Origin of the sequence: Streptomyces sp. NPDC047079 (genome assembly GCF_040643755.1) — a bacterium.
Classification (GTDB): Bacteria; Actinomycetota; Actinomycetes; order Streptomycetales; family Streptomycetaceae; genus Streptomyces.
This window is the reverse complement of record NZ_JBEYUZ010000003.1, coordinates 77,275-98,179: the sequence shown is the minus strand read 5'-3', so window position 1 is coordinate 98,179 and position 20,905 is coordinate 77,275. Positions and strand designations below refer to the sequence as shown.

Here is a 20,905-nt window from a genome sequence, read left to right as displayed (position 1 = left end):
CATCCGTGGCCGCCTGTTCCTCCAGCCGTGGGACCTCGACAGGACGCCGGCCGGGACACGGGCCACGATCATTGACATGACTTCATTTCTCCGTTCTTCGACGCTCGTTACCCTTCTTCTGGGCACGGTTGCCGTGTTCCCGGCCAGTCCCGCCGCGGCAGGGGGTGGTGGCAGCGAGGCGGCCGGTGACGGCGCGTACACCCGTGCCAGTGCCCGGGTGGCGCGGCTGCACGACGAAGCGGCCGCGGTGACGCGGCAGTACGACACCGTGCGCCGGGAGGCCGAGAAGCAGCGCGCCATAGCGGGGCGGGACGAGAAGCTCCTCGCGCGTGAGCGCGGGCTGATAGCGGCCCTGCACACGGATCTGGGCCGGATCGCGCCGGCTCGGTACCGCCAGAGCGGCGGACTGCCGTACTCCGCGCAGACCTTGCTCCCGGACAGCGCGAAGGAGCTGATAGAACGTCAAGAGACGCTCGCCCGGTTGGACCTCGCGGTGGGGAACGCGGTCATCCGGAGCCGCCTGGTGGAGGCCGGGCTCACCGCGGAGCAAGCACGGGCGTCGGCGCGCTGGCGGGCGCTGGAGAGGCGGAACCGGGAACTGGCCGCGAGGCAGCAGGCCCTCCATTCGAAGCTGGAGGAGGCGCGATGGGTACTCCAGAGACAGGCCGACGCGTCCGCGGCCACGAGGACGTGCCGCGCGGCCGTCCGTTTGGGCCGGCCAGGGGGGAAGGCCGAGCGATCCTGGGTCGCGCCGGTGGAGGCGTACCGGCTATCGGCGGGCTTCGGCAGCGGCGGCGACCACTGGGCCCACGGGCACACGGGCCAGGACTTCGCGGTGCCCATCGGGACGCCGGTGCGGGCGGTCGGGTCCGGGCAGGTGGTGCGGGTGACGTGCGGGGGCGCGTTCGGCATCGAAGTCGTGATCAGGCATCGGGGCGGCTACTGCACGCAGTACGCGCACCTGGCCGCCGTCACCGTCGCCGAGGGCGATCGGGTGGCCACCGGGCAGTTGATCGCCCAGTCGGGCACGACCGGCAACTCGACCGGACCGCATCTGCACTTCGAGGTCAGGGCCACTCCGGCGTGGGGGTCGGGCATCGATCCCGTGCCATGGCTGGCGGCACACGGCGTGCGACTGTGAGCACCCCGGCGGCCCCTGTCCGCTCCGGTCGCAGCACTAGGACCGCTCCGCGAGAATCCGCTCGATCACCACGGCCACTCCGTCCTCGTTGTTGGCGACGGTCCGCCCCGAGGCCGCGGCGACGACATCCGGATGGGCGTTGCCCATGGCGTACGACTGGCCGGCCCAGGTGAGCATCTCCACGTCGTTCGGCATGTCACCGAAGGCGACGACCTCCTCGTGGGAGATGCCCCGCTCGGCGCAGCACAGCGCGAGCGTGCTCGCCTTGGAGACTCCCGGGCCGCTGATCTCCAGCAGCGCGCTGGGACTGGACCGGGTGATGGTCGCGCGATCGCCTACGGCGAGGCGGGCCAGGGTGAGGAAGGCGTCCGGGTCCAGCTCCGGGTGGTACGCCAGGATCTTCAGCACCGGCTCGTGGGCGCCGGGCGCATCCGATGCCAGCAGCTTCTCGGCGGGGGCGAGGAGGTCCGGGATCTCCATGTGCAGTTTCGGATACGCCGGCTCCTGGTAGAAGCCGTACGTCTGCTCGACCGCGTACACCGTCCCCGGTGCGGCGTCCCTCAGCAGCCGTACGGCGTCGAGCGCGTTCTCCCGCGCCAGCTCCCGGACCTTGACGAACCGGTGCGTGCCCGGGCCGCCGTGCAGGTCCACCACGGCCGCGCCGTTGCCGCAGATGGCGAGCCCGTGCCCGTGGACGTGATCGCTGACGACGTCCATCCAGCGGGCCGGGCGCCCTGTGACGAAGAACACCTCGATACCGGCCTCCTCGGCGGCGGCCAGTGCGGCGACCGTGCGCTCGGAGACCGACTTGTCGTCGCGCAGCAGAGTGCCGTCGAGATCTGTCGCGATCAGCCGGGGCGGAACGGTGGAGGCCGGGGTCTCGGGCTGTCGGGTCGCTGAGGTCACGGGCGCCATTGTCCCGCATATGCCCGCACGGGTGTGCGTGAGTCCGCACACGTGAGTGGTGACGCTCCTCACCAGCGCGGTCACAGGTCGTCATGCTCAGCCGAGCTGGGCGAGGCCCTCCATGGCGATCTGCTCGAAGACCTTCTCGTCCGCCGCGAAGTCGGAGTCGGGAATGGGCCAGTGGATCACGATGTCGGTGAAGCCGAGCGCGGCGTGGCGGCCGGCGAAGTCCACGAACGCGTCGAGGGACTCCAGCGGTCGCCCGCGGTCCGGGGTGAAGCCGGTGAGCAGGATCTTGTCGAGTTCCGTCACGTCGCGGCCGATCAGGGCGCACGCGTCGGCCAGCTTCTCGGTCTGCGCGCGCAGGGCCTGAACCGACTGCTCCGGGGTGCCGGTCTCGTACAGCTTCGGGTCGCCGGTCGTCACCCAGGCCTGGCCATGACGGGCGGCGAGCCTCAGACCTCGGGGCCCGGTCGCGGCCAACGCGAAGGGCAGCCGGGGGCGCTGGACGCAGCCGGGGATGTTGCGGGCCTCGTGGGCGGAGTAGTGCTCACCCTCGTAGGAGACGGAGTCCTCGGTGAGCAGCCGGTCGAGCAGTGGTACGAACTCGCCGAACCGGTCGGCGCGCTCGCGCGGCGTCCAGGGGTCCTGGCCGAGGGCGGTGGCGTCGAAGCCGGTACCGCCCGCGCCGATGCCCAGCGTTACCCGGCCACCGGAGATGTCGTCGAGGGAGATCAGCTCCTTGGCGAGGGTGACCGGGTGCCGGAAGTTCGGCGAGGTCACCAGGGTGCCCAGGCGCAACCGGTCGGTGACGGCGGCCGCGGCCGTCAGGGTCGGCACGGCGCCGAACCACGGGCCGTCGCGGAAGGACCGCCACGACAGGTGGTCGTAGGTGAACGCGGTGTGGAAGCCGAGCTGCTCCGCGCGCTGCCATGCGGAACGCCCGCCCTCGTGCCAGCGGAGGTACGGCAGGATCACGGTGCTCAGACGCAGACTCATGCATCGAGCGTAAGCGGAGGCACGGGGTGCTCTCGGCCCCGGCTTGACCGGGCAGGCCCGACCGGGGCAGGCCAAGACATCGGAGGCGGAGCGTCAGCGCGATCCCGGGAAACGCAGGTACTGCGGCGGAACGGCCTGGGTGAGCCACACTCCGTTCGCGCTCAGATGGAAGACATGGCCGTCGTGGTGCATGGCGCCGGCGTCGACGGTGAGGACGACCGGACGGCCGCGGCGGGCCCCGACACGGGTCGCGGTCTCGCGATCCGGCGACAGGTGGACGTCGTGCCGGCGCATGGGCCGCAGGCCCTCCGCGCGGATGGCGTCCAGGTGGCGCGCCACGGTCCCGTGGTAGAGGTACGCGGGCGGCGTCGCCGGAGGCAGCCCCAGCTCGATGTCGATGCTGTGTCCCTGGCTCGCGCGGATGCGCGTGCCCTCGATCGCGAAGCGCTTCTTGTCGTTGGTGGCGACCACGCGGTCCAGCTCTGAGCGGGTGATCCGGAAGCCGTGCGAGGCCGCCGCGGCGAGCAGCACGTCGATCTCCACCCAGCCGGCTTCGTCGAGCGTGAGGCCGATCCGCTCCGGCTGGTGCCGGAGGTGTTTCGAGAGGTACTTCGACACCTTCACGGTGCGTCTCTCGTCGTCCCTTTCCGTCATCCTTCCAGCGTGCGGGAGAGACGCGGATCACGCACTTGATTCTGTTCCGCATGTTTGATCCACAACCAAGTGTGCTTTTCCACAAGGTAATTGGCGTCACTGTGGACAACTGGGCGGTTACTGCGAGGTGTTCGTCAATCACTGTGGCTCAAGGGAGGTTTGAGCAGTATTGAGGTAAGGGCCGGATTCAGCCGCCTTGTTGGGGGGTGAGCAACCAAATAGACACAAGAAGCCGCGTGAACCGACAGCGGGGAACGGTGCGTTGCCTCGACGATGGTGCTGTCGCTGACTGCTGGAACAGCAATTGACAATAAGTCAGAATTTAGAGGCCATACCTGACAAGTAGTCAAACTCCTACAGCCGTAACTTCCATCGAGCGACCGCACGACGCGCACCCGGCGCGAATCGGGACATCAGACGGAGCGCACGCGCCTCCGGCGTCACGGCCACGACGGGCTGGTTGCGCACAACGGCCCGGAGGATGGCCTCGGCGACCTTCTCCGGCGGATATCCCCGCAGGCCGTACAGCCGCGCCGCCCTTCTCTGCCGGCGTTTCTCCTCCTCCGCGTCCACGCCCGTGAAGCGCGCGGTCGAGGTGATGTTCGTGTTGACGAACCCGGGGCAGATCGCCGACACCCCGATGTCCCGACCGGCCAGTTCCGCGCGCAGGCACTCGCTCAGCATCAGGACCGCCGCCTTGGAAGTGCTGTAGGCGGGCAGCGCCCTGGAGGGCTGATACGCCGCCGCCGACGCGACGTTGACGATGTGGCCGCCCTGACCGCGCTCGGCCATCTGCTTCCCGAACAGGCGGCAACTGTGCAGGACTCCCCACAGGTTGACGTCCAGGACCTTGCGCCAGTCCTCCGGGGTCGTGTCGAAGAAGGATCCCGACAGGCCGATCCCCGCGTTGTTCACCAGCACGTCCACCACCCCGTAGTCGGTGGCGACCCTCTCGGCGAGCTTGTCCATGGCCTGTTCGTCCGACACGTCGACCTGCTCGGCCCACGCGCCCGGTGCGCCGAGCAGACGGGCCTTCTCCGCCGTGCGGGCCGCTCTCTGCGCGTCCCGGTCGACGGCCACCACACGCGCTCCCGCCTCGGCGAACGCAAGGGCCGTGGCCCGTCCGATGCCGCTGCCCGCGCCTGTGACCAGGACGAGTTGTCCCCCGAACCGGTCCGTGTGCCGGCCGCTCGCCGCCGGTGACGACCGCCCGCCCTCGACGGACGTCACGAAGTCGTCGATCCACGAGGCGATCCGGTCGGGACGGGTGCGGGGGATCCAGTGCCCCGCCGACAACGTGCGTCGGGTCAACTGCGGTACCCACCGCTCCAGTTCGTCGTGGAGCCGCTCCGACAGGAAGGCGTCCTCGAGGGGCGTGATCAGCTGCACCGGTGCGTGCGCGTACGCGTCGGCACGCGGGTGGCGCAACCGGGACCGTACGTTGTCGCGGTACAGCCAGGCGCCGTGGGCCGCGTCCGTGGGCAGCGACGGGGTCGGGTAGTCGCCGCCGGGGACCTTTTCGAGACGCTCCAGGAGTCCCGCCCAGCGTCTGCCCAGCGGGCCGCGCCAGGCGAGCTCCGGCAGGGCGGGGGTGTGCAGCAGGTACACGTACCAGGACCGGGCGCCCTGGCCGAGCAGCTGGGCCACCCGGCGTGGGGTCGGCCGGCGCACCCGCTGCTTGATCCAGTGCCCGAAGTGGTCCAGGGAAGGCCCGGACATCGAGGTGAAGGACGCGATCCGGCCCTCGGTGCGCCGGACGGTGACGAACTCCCAGGACTGCACCGAGCCCCAGTCGTGCCCCACGAGATGCACGGGCCGGTCCGGGCTGACCGCGTCCGCGACCGCCAGGAAGTCGTCCGTCAGCTTCTCCAGTGTGAATCCGCCCCGCAACCGACTCGGTGCCGTCGACCGGCCGTGGCCGCGGACGTCGTAGAGCACCACATGGAATCGACCGGCCAGTCGGGGGGCCACCTCCGACCAGACTTCCTTGCTGTCCGGATAGCCGTGCACGAGCACCACCGTGGGCCGACCGGGATCGCCCAGCTCCGCCACGCTCAGCTCGACCCCGCCCGTCCGTACCCGGCGCTCCCGCGCCCCCTCAAGAGTCACTTGCCCTCCGCCCGGCCCCGCGCACGAGGCGGGTCGCCGCCCTTCGACAACGGCCCCGCCAGCCCACGCCGGCCACAGTTGGTGTCCGTCCCGTGACACCGGCGAATCTCGCAGTTGTTAGAGAGCGCGTCAACAGGTCGGTGTCCACCTGTGGACAACCTCCGCAATATGGACAAAGCCGGCCGACGTGACCGCCCGGTTGTTCGACCTCAGGGTGACCCCTACGGGCCTGTACGACTGGAGGCTGACCCGCAGACAGCTCTTCGGTCTGACGACGGCAGTGCTACGCCTCACTACCGTCGACGACGTGACTGTGATCGCGACCGAAAGCCTGAGCAAGCGGTTCCCCCGGGTGACCGCGCTTGACCGGCTCTCCGTGGATGTCGGGCCCGGTGTGACGGGGCTCGTCGGCGCCAACGGAGCCGGCAAGTCCACACTGATCAAGATCCTGCTGGGTCTGTCCCCCGCCACCGAGGGCCGTGCCGAGGTGCTCGGCCTGGATGTCGCCACCAAGGGCGGCGCCATCCGCGAGCGCGTCGGGTACATGCCGGAGCACGACTGCCTGCCACCCGACGTCTCGGCCACCGAGTTCGTCGTCCACATGGCGCGCATGTCCGGGCTCCCCCCGGCCGCCGCCCGTGAACGCACCGCGGACACCCTGCGCCACGTCGGTCTGTACGAGGAGCGCTACCGCCCCATCGGCGGCTACTCGACCGGCATGAAGCAGCGCGTGAAACTCGCCCAGGCCCTGGTCCACGACCCCCAGCTGGTCTTCCTGGACGAGCCGACCAACGGTCTCGACCCGGTCGGCCGTGACGAGATGCTCGGCCTGATCCGCCGGGTGCACACCGACTTCGGCATCTCGGTCCTGGTCACCTCCCACCTGCTCGGCGAACTGGAGCGCACCTGCGACCACGTCGTCATCATCGACGGCGGCAAGCTGCTGCGCTCCAGCTCCACCCGGGACTTCACCCAGACCACCACGACCCTCGCGATCGAGGTCACCGACACCGACGAGCACCCGGACGGCACCCGCGCGGTGCGCGACGCGCTCCTCGCACGCGGGGTGACCGCGCACGACGGCAGCGGGCTGCCGGGCGCCGGGCACATCCTGCTGCTGACCGCGGACGGCGAGCAGACGTACGACCTGGTCCGGGACGTCGTCGCCGACCTGGGCCTCGGCCTGGTCCGCATGGAACAGCGCAGGCACCACATCGCGGAGGTCTTCAAGGACAGCGACGACCAGCGGAAGGAGGCGGTCGGCCATGGCGGTTGAACAGCCCACGGCCCGTGCGGCCGAGCAGACCCGGATCCACAACATCGGCTACCGCGCGTACGACGGCCCACGCCTGGGCCGCGCCTACGCCCGCCGCTCGCTGTACTCGCAGTCCCTGCGCGGCGCCTACGGCCTCGGCCGTTCGGTGAAGTCGAAGGTGCTTCCGATGCTGCTCTTCGCGGTGATGTGCGCACCCGCGCTGATCATGGTCGCGGTCGCGGTCGCCACGAAGGCGAAGGACCTGCCCGTCGACTACACGCGCTACGCGATCATCATGCAGGCCGTCATCGGTCTCTACGTCGCCTCGCAGGCGCCGCAGTCGGTCTCCCGGGATCTCCGCTTCAAGACCGTGCCCCTGTACTTCTCACGCCCCATCGAGACCGCCGACTACGTACGCGCCAAGTACGCGGCCCTGGCCTCCGCGATGTTCATCCTGACGGCCGCCCCGCTGCTCGTCCTGTATGTGGGGGCGCTCCTCGCCAAGCTGGACTTCGGCCACCAGACCAAGGGATTCGCAGAAGGACTGGTCTCCGTGGCCCTGCTCTCCCTGCTGTTCTCCGGGATCAGCCTGGTGATCGCGGCGGCCACCCCCCGGCGTGGCTTCGGTATCGCGGCCGTCATCGCCGTCCTGACCATCTCCTACGGAGCCGTCTCCACCATCCAGGCCATCGCGGACGCGCAGTCGGGCAGTGTCACCGCCATCGTCTGGATGGGCCTGTTCTCGCCCGTCACACTGATCGACGGTGTGCAGACCGCCTTCCTGGGCGCGAGCTCCTCCTTCCCGGGAGGGGAAGGGCCCTCGGCCGCGCAGGGAGTCGTCTACGTCCTCGTCGTCCTGGGACTCATCGCGGGCAGCTACGGCCTGCTGATGCGCCGCTACCGAAAGGCCGGACTGTGACCGCCCGCCCGTCGCCCACCACCACCCTTCCAAGGAATGGGCTGCGCCCATGACCACTCTTTCCATCGACCACGTCTCGCGCTGGTTCGGCAACGTGGTCGCCGTCAACGACGTCACGATGACCATCGGCCCCGGCGTCACCGGCCTGCTGGGCCCGAACGGCGCCGGGAAGTCCACCCTCATCAATATGATGGGCGGCTTCCTCGCCCCCTCCACCGGATCCGTCACCCTCGACGGACAGCCCGTGTGGCGCAACGAGCAGATCTACCGGCACATCGGCATCGTCCCCGAGCGCGAGGCGATGTACGACTTCCTCACCGGCCGGGAATTCGTCGTCGCCAACGCCGAGCTGCACGGCCTTGGCGCCAAGGCCGCACAGCGGGCACTCGCCACGGTCGAGATGGAGTACGCACAGGACCGCAAGATCTCCACGTACTCCAAGGGCATGCGCCAGCGCGTGAAGATGGCGTCCGCGCTGGTGCACGATCCGTCCCTGCTGCTGCTCGACGAGCCGTTCAACGGCATGGACCCGCGCCAGCGCATGCAGCTGATGGAGCTGCTGCGGCGCATGGGCGCCGAGGGCCGCACGGTCCTCTTCTCGTCCCACATCCTCGAAGAGGTCGAGCAGCTCGCCTCGCACATCGAGGTGATCGTCGCCGGACGGCACGCGGCGAGCGGCGACTTCCGGAAGATCCGCCGTCTGATGACCGACCGTCCGCACCGCTATCTGGTGCGCTCCAGCGACGACCGGGCGCTCGCGGCCGCGCTGATCGCCGACCCGTCGACGTCCGGCATCGAGGTCGACCTCGCGGAGGGCGCACTGCGCATCCAGGCGGTGGACTTCGGCCGGTTCACGGCCCTGCTGCCGAAGGTCGCGCGCCGGCACGACATCCGGCTGCTCACGGTCTCGCCGTCCGACGAGTCCCTCGAGTCCGTCTTCTCGTATCTGGTCGCGGCGTAGGAGGCCCGAGATGTACGACCCCACAGTCGCCCGGCTCACCTACCGGGGCCTGCTCGGCCGCCGCAGGGCCCTCATCCTCGGGGCGCTGCCCGCCCTGCTGATCGTGATCTCCGTGATCGTCCGGGCGCTGACCGGCGCCGACGACCAGGTGGCCCACGACGTCCTCGGCGGCTTCGCGCTCGCCACCATGGTGCCGATCATCGGCGTCATCGCGGGCACCGGCGCGATCGGACCCGAGATCGACGACGGCTCGGTGGTGTACCTGCTGGCCAAACCGGTGAAGCGGCCCACGATCATCGTCACCAAACTGATCGTCGCCATCGCCGTCACCATGGCGTTCTCGGCACTGCCGACGTTCGCCGCGGGCCTGATCCTGAACGGCAACGGCCAGCAGATCGCGGTCGCGTACACCGTGGCGGCGCTGGTCGCCTCCATCGCCTATGCCGCACTGTTCCTGCTGTTCGGCACGGTGAGCCGGCACGCGGTGGTCTTCGGACTGGTCTACGCGCTGGTCTGGGAGGCACTCTTCGGCTCGCTGGTCTCCGGGGCGCGCACGCTCAGCGTCCAGCAGTGGGCGCTCGCCGTGGCGCACAAGGTCTCCGACAGCCCGCTCGTCACGTCGGACGTCGGACTGCCCACCGCGACCGTGCTGCTGATCGTGCTGACCCTGGCCGCCACCTGGTACGCCGGACAGAAACTGCGGACGCTGACGCTGGCCGGCGAGGAGTGACAGCCCCCGCGGCGCCTCGGCGTGGCCCCGGTGCGGGTGCGGCCCGGAAGGGCGCGCCCGCACCGGGGCCGGCCGTCGTTCTTGCCTTCTTCGAATGTGTTTTTGACAGTGGCTTCACCTCCGCCTTGGCACACTGGGCGAAGGGGGAGCGCTGCGGAAAGGACCGGGCATGACAGCGGAGGCACCACGGGGCGAAGGGCCGGACGAGGCCGGGGAAGCCTGGGACGGCGTCGTGTTCGACGAGGACTTCATACGGTCCGCGCCGACGACGGAAGCCTCCGCGCGCGCCCGGATGCTGGCCGCCCGCTGGCGGAACCAGGCACCCGACCCCCAGCCGTGGCGCTCGGACGAGCCGCCCGCCGGCTGGTTCTTCAGCAAGGCCCGCCGCCGCAGGTGGCGCCGCCGGTAACGGCCGCACCCCTCGCGCGGCCGGCGCGTTCCGGCCCGGCGGGCCCGGTGTGCCGGTGCTTTTCCGTCCCGGTGCCCGGTGCTTCTGCTGCCTTGGTGCGTCTGGTGACCCCGGTGCCCCGGTGTGTTTCATCCCGTGCGTGTTATCCGGTGCACTGTCACCTGGCGCGTTTTATTCGGTGGCGTCCGATACGACGGGCGGGCACAGTGGTGGAGTCCACGACGGCGGACCGAGCCGGCGCCACGTTCTGGGAGAGGAGCTGGGCGATGTCCATGCACGGCAGTACGCCGAGCTCCCGACAGGGCAGCCCGCGGCGGGCTCCGGAGTAGTTACCCCTCCGTCGAGCCCGCCCCGCACCGGGAGCTGCCCGGGGCGGCCGCTTCGAGCACGCGACGGGTGTCGCGTGGGCCGCCCACCCGGAGGATTGGCCGAGTGGCAAGGCACCGGCTTGCGCTGTGTTCGATCACCAGCAAGTCGTGGTCGGGGTCAGTCCCCGCGCGCGTTCGATCCGCGCATCCTCCGCGAGACACCGTCGATCCGAGCCGGACCACTACTCGAGCAACCGTTCAAGGACCACCGCGATGCCGTCCTCCTCGTTGGACAGCGTCACCTCGTCCGCGACCGCCTTGAGATCCCCGTGCGCATTGGCCATGGCCACGCTGTGGCCCGCCCAGGCGAACATCGGGATGTCGTTCGGCATATCACCGAAGGCGATGGTGACCGCGGCCTTCATCCCCAGGCGGCGGGCAGCCAGCGACAGACCCGTGGCCTTCGTCAGGCCCAGCGGCAGGATCTCCACTATCCCCTCGCCCGCCATCGTCACACCGACCAGACCCCCGGCGGCCTGCCGCGCCGCCTCGGCCAGCTCGTCGTCGCCCAGCCTCGGATGCTGGAGGTACACCTTGTTCAGCGGCGCCGACCACAGGTCCGCCGTGTCCCTGATCGGCCGGTACGGCAGCGGTCCGTCATGGACCCGGTACCCGGGACCGACCAGGACCTCCCCGTCCAGCCCGTCCCGGCTCGCCGCCAGCAGCAGCGGGCCCACCTCGGCCTCGATCTTCGCCAGCGCGAGACCCGCTATCTGCCGGTCCAACGTCACCGACGTCAGCAGCCGATGCTCCCCCGCGTCGTACACCTGTGCTCCCTGGCCGCACACCGCGAGCCCCCGGTACCCGAGGTCGTCGAGGATATGGCGGGTCCACGGGACCGCGCGGCCGGTGACGACGATGTGCGCCGCGCCCGCCGCGGTGGCCGCGGCGAGCGCCGCACGCGTACGCGCGGAGACCGTCTCGTCGGGACGCAGAAGCGTCCCGTCGAGGTCGGTCGCGATCAGCTGGTACGGAAAGCGGGCGGACTCGGCCGTGCTCACTTGGCCACAGGCTCCAGCAGCTCCCGGCCGCCCAGGTAGGGACGCAGGATCTCGGGCACCCGCACGGAGCCGTCGGCCAGCTGGTGGTTCTCCAGGATCGCCACGATCGTCCGCGGTACGGCGCACAGCGTGCCGTTCAGCGTCGCCAGCGGCTGTACCTTCTTGCCGTCCCGCATGCGCACCGACAGGCGGCGGGCCTGGAAGCCGTCGCAGTTGGAGGCCGAGGTCAGCTCCCGGTACTTGCCCTGGGTGGGGATCCAGGCCTCGCAGTCGTACTTGCGCGAGGCGGACGCGCCCAGGTCACCCGTGGCCACGTCGATGACCTGGAACGGCAGCTCGAGGGCGTCGAGCCACTCCTTCTCCCACTCCAGGAGCCGCTTGTGCTCGTTCTCGGCGTCCTCGGGGTCGACGTACGAGAACATCTCGACCTTGTCGAACTGGTGCACGCGGAAGATGCCCCGCGTGTCCTTGCCGTACGTGCCGGCCTCACGGCGGAAGCAGGGGGAGAAGCCCGCGTAACGCAGCGGCAGCTGGTCGGCGTCGATGATCTCGTCCATGTGGTACGCGGCGAGCGGCACCTCGGAGGTGCCCACCAGGTAGAAGTCGTCCTTCTCCAGGTGGTACACGTTCTCCGCCGCCTGGCCGAGGAAGCCCGTGCCCTCCATGGCGCGCGGACGGACCAGGGCCGGGGTGAGCATCGGGGTGAACCCGGCCTCCACGGCCCTGGCCATCGCCGCGTTGACGAGTGCCAGCTCCAGCAGGGCACCGACGCCCGTCAGGTAGTAAAAGCGAGAGCCGGAGACCTTCGCTCCGCGCTCGACGTCGATCGCGCCGAGCGCCTCGCCCAGCTCGAGATGGTCCTTGGGCTCGAAGCCCTCGGCGCCGAAGTCGCGGATGGTGCCGTGCGTCTCCAGGACGACGAAGTCCTCCTCGCCGCCGACCGGGACGTCGGGGTGCACCAGGTTGCCCAGCTGGAGCAGAAGCCGCTTGGTCTCCTCGTCGGCCTCGTGCTGCTCGGCGTCGGCGGCCTTGACTTCGGCGGCGAGCCGGCTCGCCTTCTCCAGCAGCCCGGCCTTCTCGTCACCGGAGGACTTGGGGATCAGCTTGCCGAGCGCCTTCTGCTCGGAACGGAGCTCGTCGAAGCGGACGCCGGACGACCTGCGCCGCTCGTCGGCGGAAAGGAGGGCGTCGACGAGCGCGACGTCCTCACCACGGGCGCGCTGGGAAGCGCGAACACGGTCGGGGTCCTCACGGAGCAGGCGAAGGTCAATCACCCCTCAAGGCTACCGGTGCGGAGTTCCGGCCTACGACTCCGTTTATCGATCCGCGGCGCATGTTCCGTTGTGCGGCAATTACGCCGCGTGTCGGGAAAAGCAGTAGTGCCACCGGAAGGAGGTGTTCCGGGTGTACTTCGTTGACTGGAATTCCTTGTGGGCAGCGGGATTTGAGGTTCGCTTGTCCACAGACATCCACAGGGCTCATGGAGTTATCCACAGGCTGTGCGGAAGATCTGTGGATTTCGGAGTTGATCATTCCGGGAGGCGTCCGGGGGGCGGTGAATTTGCCGGGCAAACCGCCACTACTTGCACTTTTGGGTGTAAAACGGTCGCTCCAAGGAGTTGATCGAGAGGAACGGGTGGACAACTGTGCCGGACGCGCCGGTAGACGGACGGGGAGTCATCGGGGAGATTTGTCGACCCCAGAGCACCTCGTTGTCGACTTGTCCCCAGATCGAGAAGCCAACCTGTGGATAACTTCTGTGGATAACGAAAATCCGCAGGTAGTACCGGACGCGCTAGAACCGGCCGTCCTGACAGCGTGCCACCCAGTCCGCGGCGGTCATGAACTCGTGGTCCGTCGTCCCCGCCGGTGGGACCCGGACGTCGTCCGGCGTGACGCCTGCGCGCGGGTACGAGCCGAGGAACCGCACCTGGAGACAGATCCGCTTCAGCCCCATCAGGGCCTCGGCCACTCGGCGGTCGGAGATATGGCCCTCGGCGTCGATGCAGAAGCAGTAGTTCCCGATGCCCGCTCCGGTCGGGCGTGACTGCAGCAGCATCAGGTTCACACCGCGAACGGCGAACTCGCCCAGCAGGTCGCGCAGGCCACCGGGGTGGTCGTCGCGCTGCCAGAGCACGACCGAGGTCTTGTCCGCGCCTGTCGGAGCCGCCGGCCGGGCAGGCCTGCCGACCAGCACAAACCGTGTCTGTGCGTTCTCGGCGTCGTGGATGCCGGTCTCCAGCGCCTCAAGGCCATAGCGAGCGGCGGCGAACTCGCCCGCGAAAGCCGCGTCATAGCGACCCTCCTGGACCAGGCGGGCGCCGTCCGCGTTGGATGCGGCGGACTCCCACCCGGCGTCCGGGAGATTGTCCTTCAGCCAGTTGCGCACCTGCGGCTGCGCGGCCGGATGCGCGGTGACGGTCTTGATCTCGGAGAGCTTGGTGCCGGGCCGGACCAGCAGCGCGAAGGTGATCGAGAGGAGGACCTCCCGGTAGATCATCAGCGGCTCACCCGCGACCAGCTCGTCGAGCGTGGTCGTGATGCCGCCCTCCACCGAGTTCTCGATCGGCACGAAGGCGGCCTCGGCCTCGCCGTTGCGGACGGCGTCGAGCGCCGCCGGGACCGACACCATCGGGACGAGCTCCCGGGTCGCGGACTCCGGCAGCGTGCGCAGGGCGACCTCGGTGAAGGTGCCCTCGGGACCGAGATACGCATAGCTGGCTGGCATGACCTCACCCTAATGGGCCCCGACGGAACCCGGCTCGAACCTGTGGAAAACGACGGTGGCGTGCCCTGTCACCCCTCCAGCAGCCGCTGCCCCACGTACTCCCCCTGTGCCGCCCCGCCCGGCACCGCGAACAGGCCGCTCGCCTCGTGGCGGATGAACTGCGACAGCGCGTCCCCCCGGTCGAGCTTGCGCTGGACCGGGACGAAGCCGCGCAGCGGGTCCGCCTGCCAGCAGATGAACAGCAGGCCCGCGTCGGGTGTGCCGTCCGCGTCGAAGCCGTCGTGGAAGGAGAACGGGCGGCGCAGCATCGCCGCGCCCCCGTTCTGGTCGGGCCGGGTGATACGGGCGTGCGCGTTCATGGGGACGACCGGGTTGCCGTCGGCACCGGGCTTCTCCAGATCCATCGCGGTCGTCTCGGTGCCGCCGCTGAGCGGTGCTCCATCGGACTTGCGGCGTCCGATCACTGCCTCCTGCGCCTGGAGGGTGAGCTTCTCCCAGTCGTCGAGGAGCATGCGGATGCGGCGTACGACGGCGTAGGAGCCGTTCGCCATCCAGGCCGGGTCGCCGGAGGCGGGTACGAAGATCCGCCGGTCGAAGTCGGTGTCGGCCGGCTTCGGATTGCGTGTGCCGTCGATCTGGCCCATCAGGTTGCGTGCCGTCATGGGGTGTGCGGTGGCACCCGGGGAACGGTTGAAGCCGTTCATCTGCCAGCGCAGCCGTGCCGCTCCGCCCGCGTCCTTCTGGATGGCACGCAGGGCGTTGAAGGCGACGAGCGCGTCGTTGGCGCCGATCTGGACCCAGAGGTCGCCGTTGCTGCGGGCCTTGTCCAGGCGGTCGGAGGAGAAGTCGGGCAGCGGGTCCAGGGCGGACGGACGCTGCTTCTCCAGGCCCGTACGGGAGAAGAAGCTGTTCCCGAAGCCGAAGGTGATCGTCAGAGCCGAGGGGCCGGCGTCACGGGCGATGTCGGTGTCGTCGTGCGGGGCCGCCTCGCCCGCCATCAGCCGCTCAGCGGTGGCCGACCAGCGGCGCAGCAGCGCGGCGGCCTCCCTGCGGCCCGCACCCGCGGTCAGGTCGAAGGCGGCGAGATGGCCGCGCGCCTGGAGGGCGTCGGTGATGCCGGGCTGATGTTTCCCGTGAAACATCGCCCGGTCGGTGCCGAGCGATGTCAGGGGAGTGGCCTTCTCGGAAGGCGCCGCCGCGTATCCGGCGGCTCCGCCGGCCGCGCCCAGCGCCAGTCCGGTGGCTCCGGCGGTCCCGAGGAGCCGTCGCCGTGAGATCGCCCCGCGCGGGAAGCCGCTGCCGGGACCGGCGTCCTTGGGGGTGCTCTTGCCGGGAGCGGCCTCTCCTCGGGCGCTCCTGCCGGACGCGACCGCGTGGGCGGCGGCAGCGGTTCTGCGGGCGGCACCGGCAGCGGCCTTCTTGGAGGATTCCCGTGCCGCGCCTCCCGTGGGTGAGGCCTTGGCGGCGGGACGGCCCGGCGTCTTCTGGGAGGGGAGGTTCCCGGAGGATGCCTCAGGCGTGGGCTGGTCAGCCATGGTGGGTCAGCCGATCTTCGCGTTCTTGTTCACGGTTGCCTGGTCGATGTCGGAGGTCCGGACGGTCACCGCGATGTCCCAGTCGCCCGCCATGGGGATCTGCACACCGCTCGCCGACCAGTGTCCGGTGGCGATCCGGTCGGGCACGACGGGGAGCGGTCCGATGTCCTTGGCCTGCAGGGTGAAGGCGACCTTGACCTCGGGGACGTCGAAGGCCCTGCCATTGGGCCGCACCACGTAGATGTGCATCTCGTTGCTGCCCACACGGGCCGGGTCGAGGGTGACCTCCACGGTTCCCTTGCCGTCCTGGCCGCCCGTGTCGAAGGGGACTTTCAGCGACAGCGGGCCGGATCGCTGAGCGGTGGCCGAGGTGGCCGTCCTGGCGGCCTGCTCCGTGCGCCCCGGCTCGGTCGTGGTCAGCGCGGTGGTGACGGCGAGGAGGACGATCGCGACACCCGCCTCGGCGAGCACGGCGCGGCGCAGCCCCGAGCGGACGGGGTCGGCTTCGCGGGCGCGCCTGGCCTGGGCCGCGGCCATGGCGGCCTGCTGCCGGGCCAGCTGCGCGGCACGTCCGGAGCTGGGCACTTTTCCCTTTTTGCCGCTCTTCGCCGACGCGTGCCCCGATGCCTTTGCTGCTTCCTTCGCCGACGCCTTCGCCGCCACGGTCGCGCGCTGCTTCTCCGCCGCGCGCTGTCGGCCCGCCGTGCGTTCCGTCCGTGTCGCGGAGACCGATGCGTCCGTTGTGTCCGCCAGCCGCGCCGTCCAGCGCCGTGAGATCCAGGCGATGCCCACGAGAACGGCGACCAGGGCGACCTTCACGAGCAGCAGCTGCCCGTACGACGTTCCGGTCAGGGCGGACCAGGAGCCGAGCTGGCGCCACGCCTGGTAGACCCCGGTCGCGGTCAGTGCCACGACGCTCCCGAAAGCCAACCGCGAGAAGCGCCGCACGGCCGCCGCCTCGACCGAGGGTGCCCGGTACAACACGACGAGCAGGGTCGTGAGCCCGCCCAGCCAGCAGGCGACGGCCAGCAGATGCAGGACGTCGACCGGCATGGCGAGGGAGGTCTGGATGCCGGTCGAGGCGTGCTCGGCCATCGCCCAGGTCGCGGCGAGTCCGGCCGCCACGACGGTCCCGCCGAGGGCGAGCCCGAAGGTGAGGTCCCGCCTCTCGGCGTCGCGGACGGCGGCCCCGTCGGTGGCGTCACGCCCGGATGCGCCCTGCTGCCCGCCACGGACGGCGCCGGGGTCCGCGGAACCCTCGGGCCCGCCCGTCTTGCTCCCGGCGTCGGCTGCCTCCTCGGCGTCCGTGTCCCGCCGTACGTACGCTCCGAAGAGCACGGCGATGAACAGCGCCCCCGCGGCGAGCAGGAGCAGCCGCGAGACCAGCGCCGCCCCGGCCTTGGTCTGGAGTACCTGCCCGATCAGGGAGAGGTCGAAGATGTCGGCGAGCTTCCCCGAGCCGGTGTATGAACCGCGCAGGAGGAGCAGCGCGAGTGTCGCCGCGGTGAGGGCCACCCACCCGGAGACCACCAGCCGCTGCACTGCCCGCACGCCGGCGCCCCGCTGCCAGCAGGCCAGTACGAAGGCCGCGCCGCCGACCAGCACGATGAATCCGGCGTAGGAGATGTACCGCGCGAACCCGTAGAGCCAGCCGACGACCCCACCGCCGACGACCGGGCCGGAGGCCGCGACCGTGGTCGCGGACGGCGCGCCGACGGAGAAGGTGAAGGCGCCGGAGACGGGGTGGCTGTCCGCGGACACCACCTGATAAGTGACGGTGTACGTGCCCTTGGGCAGTCCCGTGCGCACCCGCACCCCGTACATCGTCCCGCTCAGGGCGGACGGCTTCCCGGTGTCGACGCGCTGTCCCCGAGGATCGAGGACCCGCAGCGAGTCGTCGGAGAGCGCGACCTTCTCGGAGAAGGTGAGGGTGACCTGCGTGGGCGCCTTGTCGACCACCGTTCCCTGCGCGGGGTCGCTGCCGAGCAGCGCGGCGTGCGCGGAGGCGGGCGCGGCCCCGCCGGCGAGCGCGCCGGTGACGGCGAGCAGCAGCGCCAGCAGCGCTTGGAGCGCCCGGAGACGTCGCGTGCGCGGGTGTGCCGTGCGGAGGTTTCCCCGCACGTGCGCGTCGGGAGCGGTGGCCTGCGTCACGGTGATCCCTCTCTCAGTGCCCGTTCTCGGGGGTGTACGTCGCCGACTTCACCGGCATCTCGACCGTGACTGTTCCGGACTTGGCAAAGTGCAGTTGCACGGGCACCTTGTCGCCCTGCTTCGGTTTGTGGGTGAGGTTTTCGAACATCAGGTGGTTGCCGCCGCTCGCGAAGTCGAGTGTGCCGTCCGCGGGCACGGCGAACGACTTCTCCTCCTCCATCGCGCCGCCCTTGGTGGAGTGCAGTGTGATGTCACGGGCGTCGTTGCTCGTGACGGAGGTGAGGGTGTCGGCGCCGCCGGAGTTGGTGACGGTGAAGAAGCCGGCCGCCATGTCGCCGGTGACGGGCGCGGGCATGTAGGCCCCGGTGACCTTCAGCTCGGGCCGGGCCGAGGACGAGCCGCCCGAGCCGCCGCAGCCTGCGAGCACCAGACCCGCCGCCGTCAGGGCGGCGATCCGGCCGAGACGGAGGCTCACGGGTTCTCCCCCTTGATGATCTTGGGGAGATCTTTGGTGTAGTCGTCGACGGTGGCGTCCTGGCCGTAGACCAGGTAACCCGCGTCGGTCTTCGGCGAGAACGCGATGACCTGGGTGCCGTGAGTGGAGACGATCTTTCCGTCCTTGTCCTTTCTCGGCGCCTCGACGCTGATGCCGACAGTGCGGGCGCCGGCCTGGACCGTGGAGAAGTCGCCGGTCAGGCCTACGACGGCGGGATCGATGCCCTGGAGCCACTTGCCGAGTGCGGCAGGGGTGTCCCGCTCCGGGTCGGTGGTGACGAACACGATCCGCAGCGAGTCCTTCTGCGCCTGGGTCAGCTCCTTGCTCTTCTCGATCTCCTTCTTGGCGACGGCGAGGTTGTTCATGGTGAGCGGGCAGATGTCGGGGCAGTGGGTGTAGCCGAAGTAGATCAGCGTCGGCTTGCCCTTGGTCTCCGCGCGCAGGTCGTACTTCCTGCCGTGGGTGTCGGTGAGGACGAGGTCCGGCTTCTCGAACGCCTGGTCGAGCACGGTGACGGCCTTGCCCGAGCCGGATTCGGCGGAGACCTCGGCGACCGGCTTGTCGCCGCTGCCGTCGGATCCGCAGGCGGAGAGGGTGAACGCGGCGGCGGCGAGGAGGGCGGCCGCGGCGAGCGTCTTCTTCTTGCGCATAGAGAAATGTCCCAGATCGTAATGATTCCGGTGTGCCCCGGGGTCGTGCGGGCGCGTCACGGCGATGCCGCACGACCCCGGTGCGTGTCCGGAGGTGAGTCGGACCTCAGGCCTGAGGGGTGCGTCGGCGGCCGGCCAGAACGCCGTACGCCACGCCTGCCGCGCCGACGACGATGCCCACGATGCCGAGGACGCGGGCGGTGGTGTCAGCGGAGTCGGCGGAGGTGTCGGCCGCGGTGTCCTTGGCGGCCGACGTGCCGGAGGCGTCCTCGGCCGTGGAGCCGTGGTGACCGGAGGAGGCGGCGGTCAGCTGGAGCACCGGGGCCGGGTTCTCGGGCTCCTCCTGGCCCTCCTTCTGCGGCTCGATCCAGCGCACGACCTCCTTGTTGGAGTACGTCTGGAGGGCCTTGAAGACGAGGTGGTCGGTGTCCTCGGGGAGCTGGCCGACGGAGAGGGGGAACTTCTGGAAGTAGCCCGGTTCGATGCCCTTGCCGGTGGCGGTCCAGGTGACCTTGGTGACGGTCTCGTCGATCTGCTCGCCGTGCAGCGTGAGCGGCTTGTCCAGCTTTGACTTGGTGACCTGCACCGTCCAGCCGTCGAGGGGCTGCGGCATCACCGAGGCGAGCGGATGGTCGGTCGGGAAGGTGACCTCGAGCTTGGTGGTCGAGGCGTTGTCGCGCTCGTTCGGGACCTTGAAGTCGACGACCGCGTAGTCACCCTTGGCGGCAACGCCCTCGGGCTGCACGCTGACGTGTGCGAACGCGGGGGCTGACAGGAACAGCACGGCCGACGCGGCGGCGACACCGGTGACGGCGGCACGGGACGGCTTCAGGGAACCCTTGATGGTCTTCATGACGTGAGAACACTCCACTCCGAGTGACAGTCCGTTGAGGAAGAGGGGCGCGTGCGCGGGGGTCGCCACGGTCATGGCGTCTCACGGGCACGCGCGAGTGCCGCGCGACGGCGGCCCCTCCGCAAGGACGGGAGCGGCGCGTCGCGTCAGGCGGCGAGAGCGCAGGGAGCGGGGAAGGGCGGTCCGCGCCGGATGACCGCGTGCCGCAGCGCGATGGTCCGCGGCTTCGGCGGTACGAGGAACGCGGTGCGCGGGGCGCGCGCGTCCGCGGGAGTCGTGGGAAGCCCGGCCAGCAGGGCGCGCACCAGAGCGAACGACAAGCGCAGGGACCGTACGAGCGCCCCTTCGGCGACCCCGTGCGCCGACAGGCGCATGAGCCGCAGCAGTGCCAGGTCCCCGTGGTGCAGCAGCCACCCGGCGGCGACGGCGGCGAGGACATGGCCGAGCAGCATGGACACGGACGGCAGCACCGACCACCACGAACCGGCCGTGGTCGACAGCGCGTCCGCGGGGTGGTGCATGGCGGCCAGGTCCGTCCCCGTGCCGAGCCGCGCGTCGGCGAGGATCTTCTGGGCCTGCGCGGGGGAGAGCGCCGCCGCGGTGGTGCCGCACAGCAGGTGCGCGGCCCGTGCCACGAGCGTGGCATCGGCCGAGGCCGTCGCGTTCGACGCCATCTGCCCCATCGACGCCGCACCGGAGTGCTGCCCCAGCCCGAACAGGGTGTGCAGCACGGTCTGGCCCACCGCGAGGAGCCCCGCGATGCCCGGCAGGGAGCGCTCCCGCCCGGCGAGCGCGGCGGTCACGGCGAACACGCCGAGGAAGCCGGCACCCAGCGTCCACAGCGGGATCGTGGCGCAGGACGCGAGTGCGTGCCCGGCCCCGGCCAGCACGACGCAGACCGCGGCGAACACCGCGGCCCGCAGGATCCGCAGATCGCATCCGCTGCGCGCCGTGCGCTGGTGGGGGGCACTCATGGCGGCCTCATCATCGCACTGACCGTCCCGGGCGCATGCGGCAGGTCCGCAAGATGGCTTTCGGGT

19 protein-coding genes and 1 tRNA gene are annotated in these 20,905 nt (G+C 70.5%); 7 read left to right on the top strand and 13 right to left on the bottom strand.

Annotated elements, in window-relative coordinates; translation table 11 throughout:
- Positions 1-76 precede the first annotated feature (76 nt).
- Positions 77-1,141 carry a peptidoglycan DD-metalloendopeptidase family protein gene (locus tag ABZ823_RS05290; RefSeq protein ID WP_361653846.1) on the top strand — a complete coding sequence of 355 codons (1,065 nt, stop codon included), beginning with the start codon at positions 77-79 and terminating at the stop codon, positions 1,139-1,141.
- Between the two features lie 36 nt (positions 1,142-1,177).
- On the opposite strand, the gene ABZ823_RS05285 is transcribed toward ABZ823_RS05290, so the two are convergent.
- The 4 genes from ABZ823_RS05285 to ABZ823_RS05270 all read right to left on the bottom strand — a co-directional run bounded on the left by ABZ823_RS05285 (position 1,178) and on the right by ABZ823_RS05270 (position 5,809).
- A complete protein-coding gene (locus tag ABZ823_RS05285; protein ID WP_361653844.1) occupies positions 1,178-2,047 on the bottom strand; it encodes an HAD hydrolase family protein in 870 nt (289 codons plus the stop codon).
- Positions 2,048-2,143: 96 nt separating this feature from the next.
- Positions 2,144-3,046: an LLM class flavin-dependent oxidoreductase gene (locus tag ABZ823_RS05280; RefSeq protein WP_361653842.1), complete on the bottom strand. Its 903-nt coding sequence runs from the start codon at positions 3,044-3,046 to the stop codon at positions 2,144-2,146.
- A gap of 93 nt (positions 3,047-3,139) precedes the next feature.
- Entirely contained in the window at positions 3,140-3,700 is a 561-nt protein-coding gene (locus tag ABZ823_RS05275; protein ID WP_361653840.1) for an RNA 2'-phosphotransferase, read from the bottom strand.
- 354 nt (positions 3,701-4,054) lie between these two features.
- Entirely contained in the window at positions 4,055-5,809 is a 1,755-nt protein-coding gene (locus tag ABZ823_RS05270) for an SDR family oxidoreductase (protein ID WP_361653838.1), read from the bottom strand.
- A 313-nt stretch (positions 5,810-6,122) separates the two neighbouring features.
- On the opposite strand from ABZ823_RS05270, the gene ABZ823_RS05265 reads away from it, so the two are divergent.
- The 6 genes from ABZ823_RS05265 (at position 6,123) to ABZ823_RS05240 (ending at position 10,605) form a co-directional block, all read left to right on the top strand.
- Entirely contained in the window at positions 6,123-7,085 is a 963-nt protein-coding gene (locus tag ABZ823_RS05265) for an ABC transporter ATP-binding protein (protein ID WP_361654748.1), read from the top strand.
- Positions 7,075-7,983 carry an ABC transporter permease gene (locus ABZ823_RS05260; protein ID WP_361653836.1) on the top strand — a complete coding sequence of 303 codons (909 nt, stop codon included), beginning with the start codon at positions 7,075-7,077 and terminating at the stop codon, positions 7,981-7,983. The genes ABZ823_RS05265 and ABZ823_RS05260 overlap by 11 nt, the downstream gene beginning before the upstream one ends.
- Positions 7,984-8,032: 49 nt before the next feature.
- Positions 8,033-8,944, top strand: a complete 912-nt coding sequence (locus tag ABZ823_RS05255; protein WP_361653834.1) for an ABC transporter ATP-binding protein — start codon at positions 8,033-8,035, stop codon at positions 8,942-8,944.
- A gap of 10 nt (positions 8,945-8,954) precedes the next feature.
- Complete coding sequence (locus ABZ823_RS05250; protein WP_361653832.1) at positions 8,955-9,674, top strand: ABC transporter permease subunit; 720 nt, start codon at positions 8,955-8,957, stop codon at positions 9,672-9,674.
- A 169-nt stretch (positions 9,675-9,843) separates the two neighbouring features.
- Positions 9,844-10,083: a hypothetical protein gene (locus tag ABZ823_RS05245; RefSeq protein WP_361653830.1), complete on the top strand. Its 240-nt coding sequence runs from the start codon at positions 9,844-9,846 to the stop codon at positions 10,081-10,083.
- Positions 10,084-10,501: 418 nt separating this feature from the next.
- Positions 10,502-10,605 (top strand) — tRNA-OTHER (locus ABZ823_RS05240).
- A gap of 28 nt (positions 10,606-10,633) precedes the next feature.
- Here the strand turns inward: ABZ823_RS05240 and ABZ823_RS05235 are convergent.
- The 9 genes from ABZ823_RS05235 to ABZ823_RS05195 form a co-directional block, all read right to left on the bottom strand.
- Positions 10,634-11,452 carry an HAD family hydrolase gene (locus ABZ823_RS05235; RefSeq protein WP_361653828.1) on the bottom strand — a complete coding sequence of 273 codons (819 nt, stop codon included), beginning with the start codon at positions 11,450-11,452 and terminating at the stop codon, positions 10,634-10,636.
- Complete coding sequence (gene serS, locus ABZ823_RS05230; RefSeq protein WP_361653826.1) at positions 11,449-12,726, bottom strand: serine--tRNA ligase; 1,278 nt, start codon at positions 12,724-12,726, stop codon at positions 11,449-11,451. The genes ABZ823_RS05235 and serS overlap by 4 nt, the downstream gene beginning before the upstream one ends.
- 521 nt (positions 12,727-13,247) lie before the next feature.
- The gene (pheA, locus tag ABZ823_RS05225) at positions 13,248-14,180 is read right to left on the bottom strand and encodes a prephenate dehydratase (protein WP_361653824.1); all 933 of its coding nucleotides are present in this window, start codon (positions 14,178-14,180) and stop codon (positions 13,248-13,250) included.
- A 68-nt stretch (positions 14,181-14,248) separates the two neighbouring features.
- Positions 14,249-15,715, bottom strand: a complete 1,467-nt coding sequence (efeB, locus tag ABZ823_RS05220; RefSeq protein WP_361653822.1) for an iron uptake transporter deferrochelatase/peroxidase subunit — start codon at positions 15,713-15,715, stop codon at positions 14,249-14,251.
- Positions 15,716-15,721: 6 nt separating this feature from the next.
- Positions 15,722-17,776, bottom strand: a complete 2,055-nt coding sequence (locus ABZ823_RS05215; RefSeq protein ID WP_361654745.1) for a copper resistance protein CopC — start codon at positions 17,774-17,776, stop codon at positions 15,722-15,724.
- 103 nt (positions 17,777-17,879) lie between these two features.
- The gene (locus ABZ823_RS05210; RefSeq protein WP_361653820.1) at positions 17,880-18,341 is read right to left on the bottom strand and encodes a copper chaperone PCu(A)C; all 462 of its coding nucleotides are present in this window, start codon (positions 18,339-18,341) and stop codon (positions 17,880-17,882) included.
- Positions 18,338-19,012, bottom strand: a complete 675-nt coding sequence (locus ABZ823_RS05205) for an SCO family protein (protein ID WP_361653818.1) — start codon at positions 19,010-19,012, stop codon at positions 18,338-18,340. The genes ABZ823_RS05210 and ABZ823_RS05205 overlap by 4 nt, the downstream gene beginning before the upstream one ends.
- Before the next feature lie 106 nt (positions 19,013-19,118).
- Positions 19,119-19,865: a YcnI family protein gene (locus ABZ823_RS05200; protein ID WP_361653816.1), complete on the bottom strand. Its 747-nt coding sequence runs from the start codon at positions 19,863-19,865 to the stop codon at positions 19,119-19,121.
- A gap of 146 nt (positions 19,866-20,011) precedes the next feature.
- A complete protein-coding gene (locus ABZ823_RS05195; protein WP_361653814.1) occupies positions 20,012-20,839 on the bottom strand; it encodes a hypothetical protein in 828 nt (275 codons plus the stop codon).
- Between the last annotated feature and the right edge of the window lie 66 nt (positions 20,840-20,905).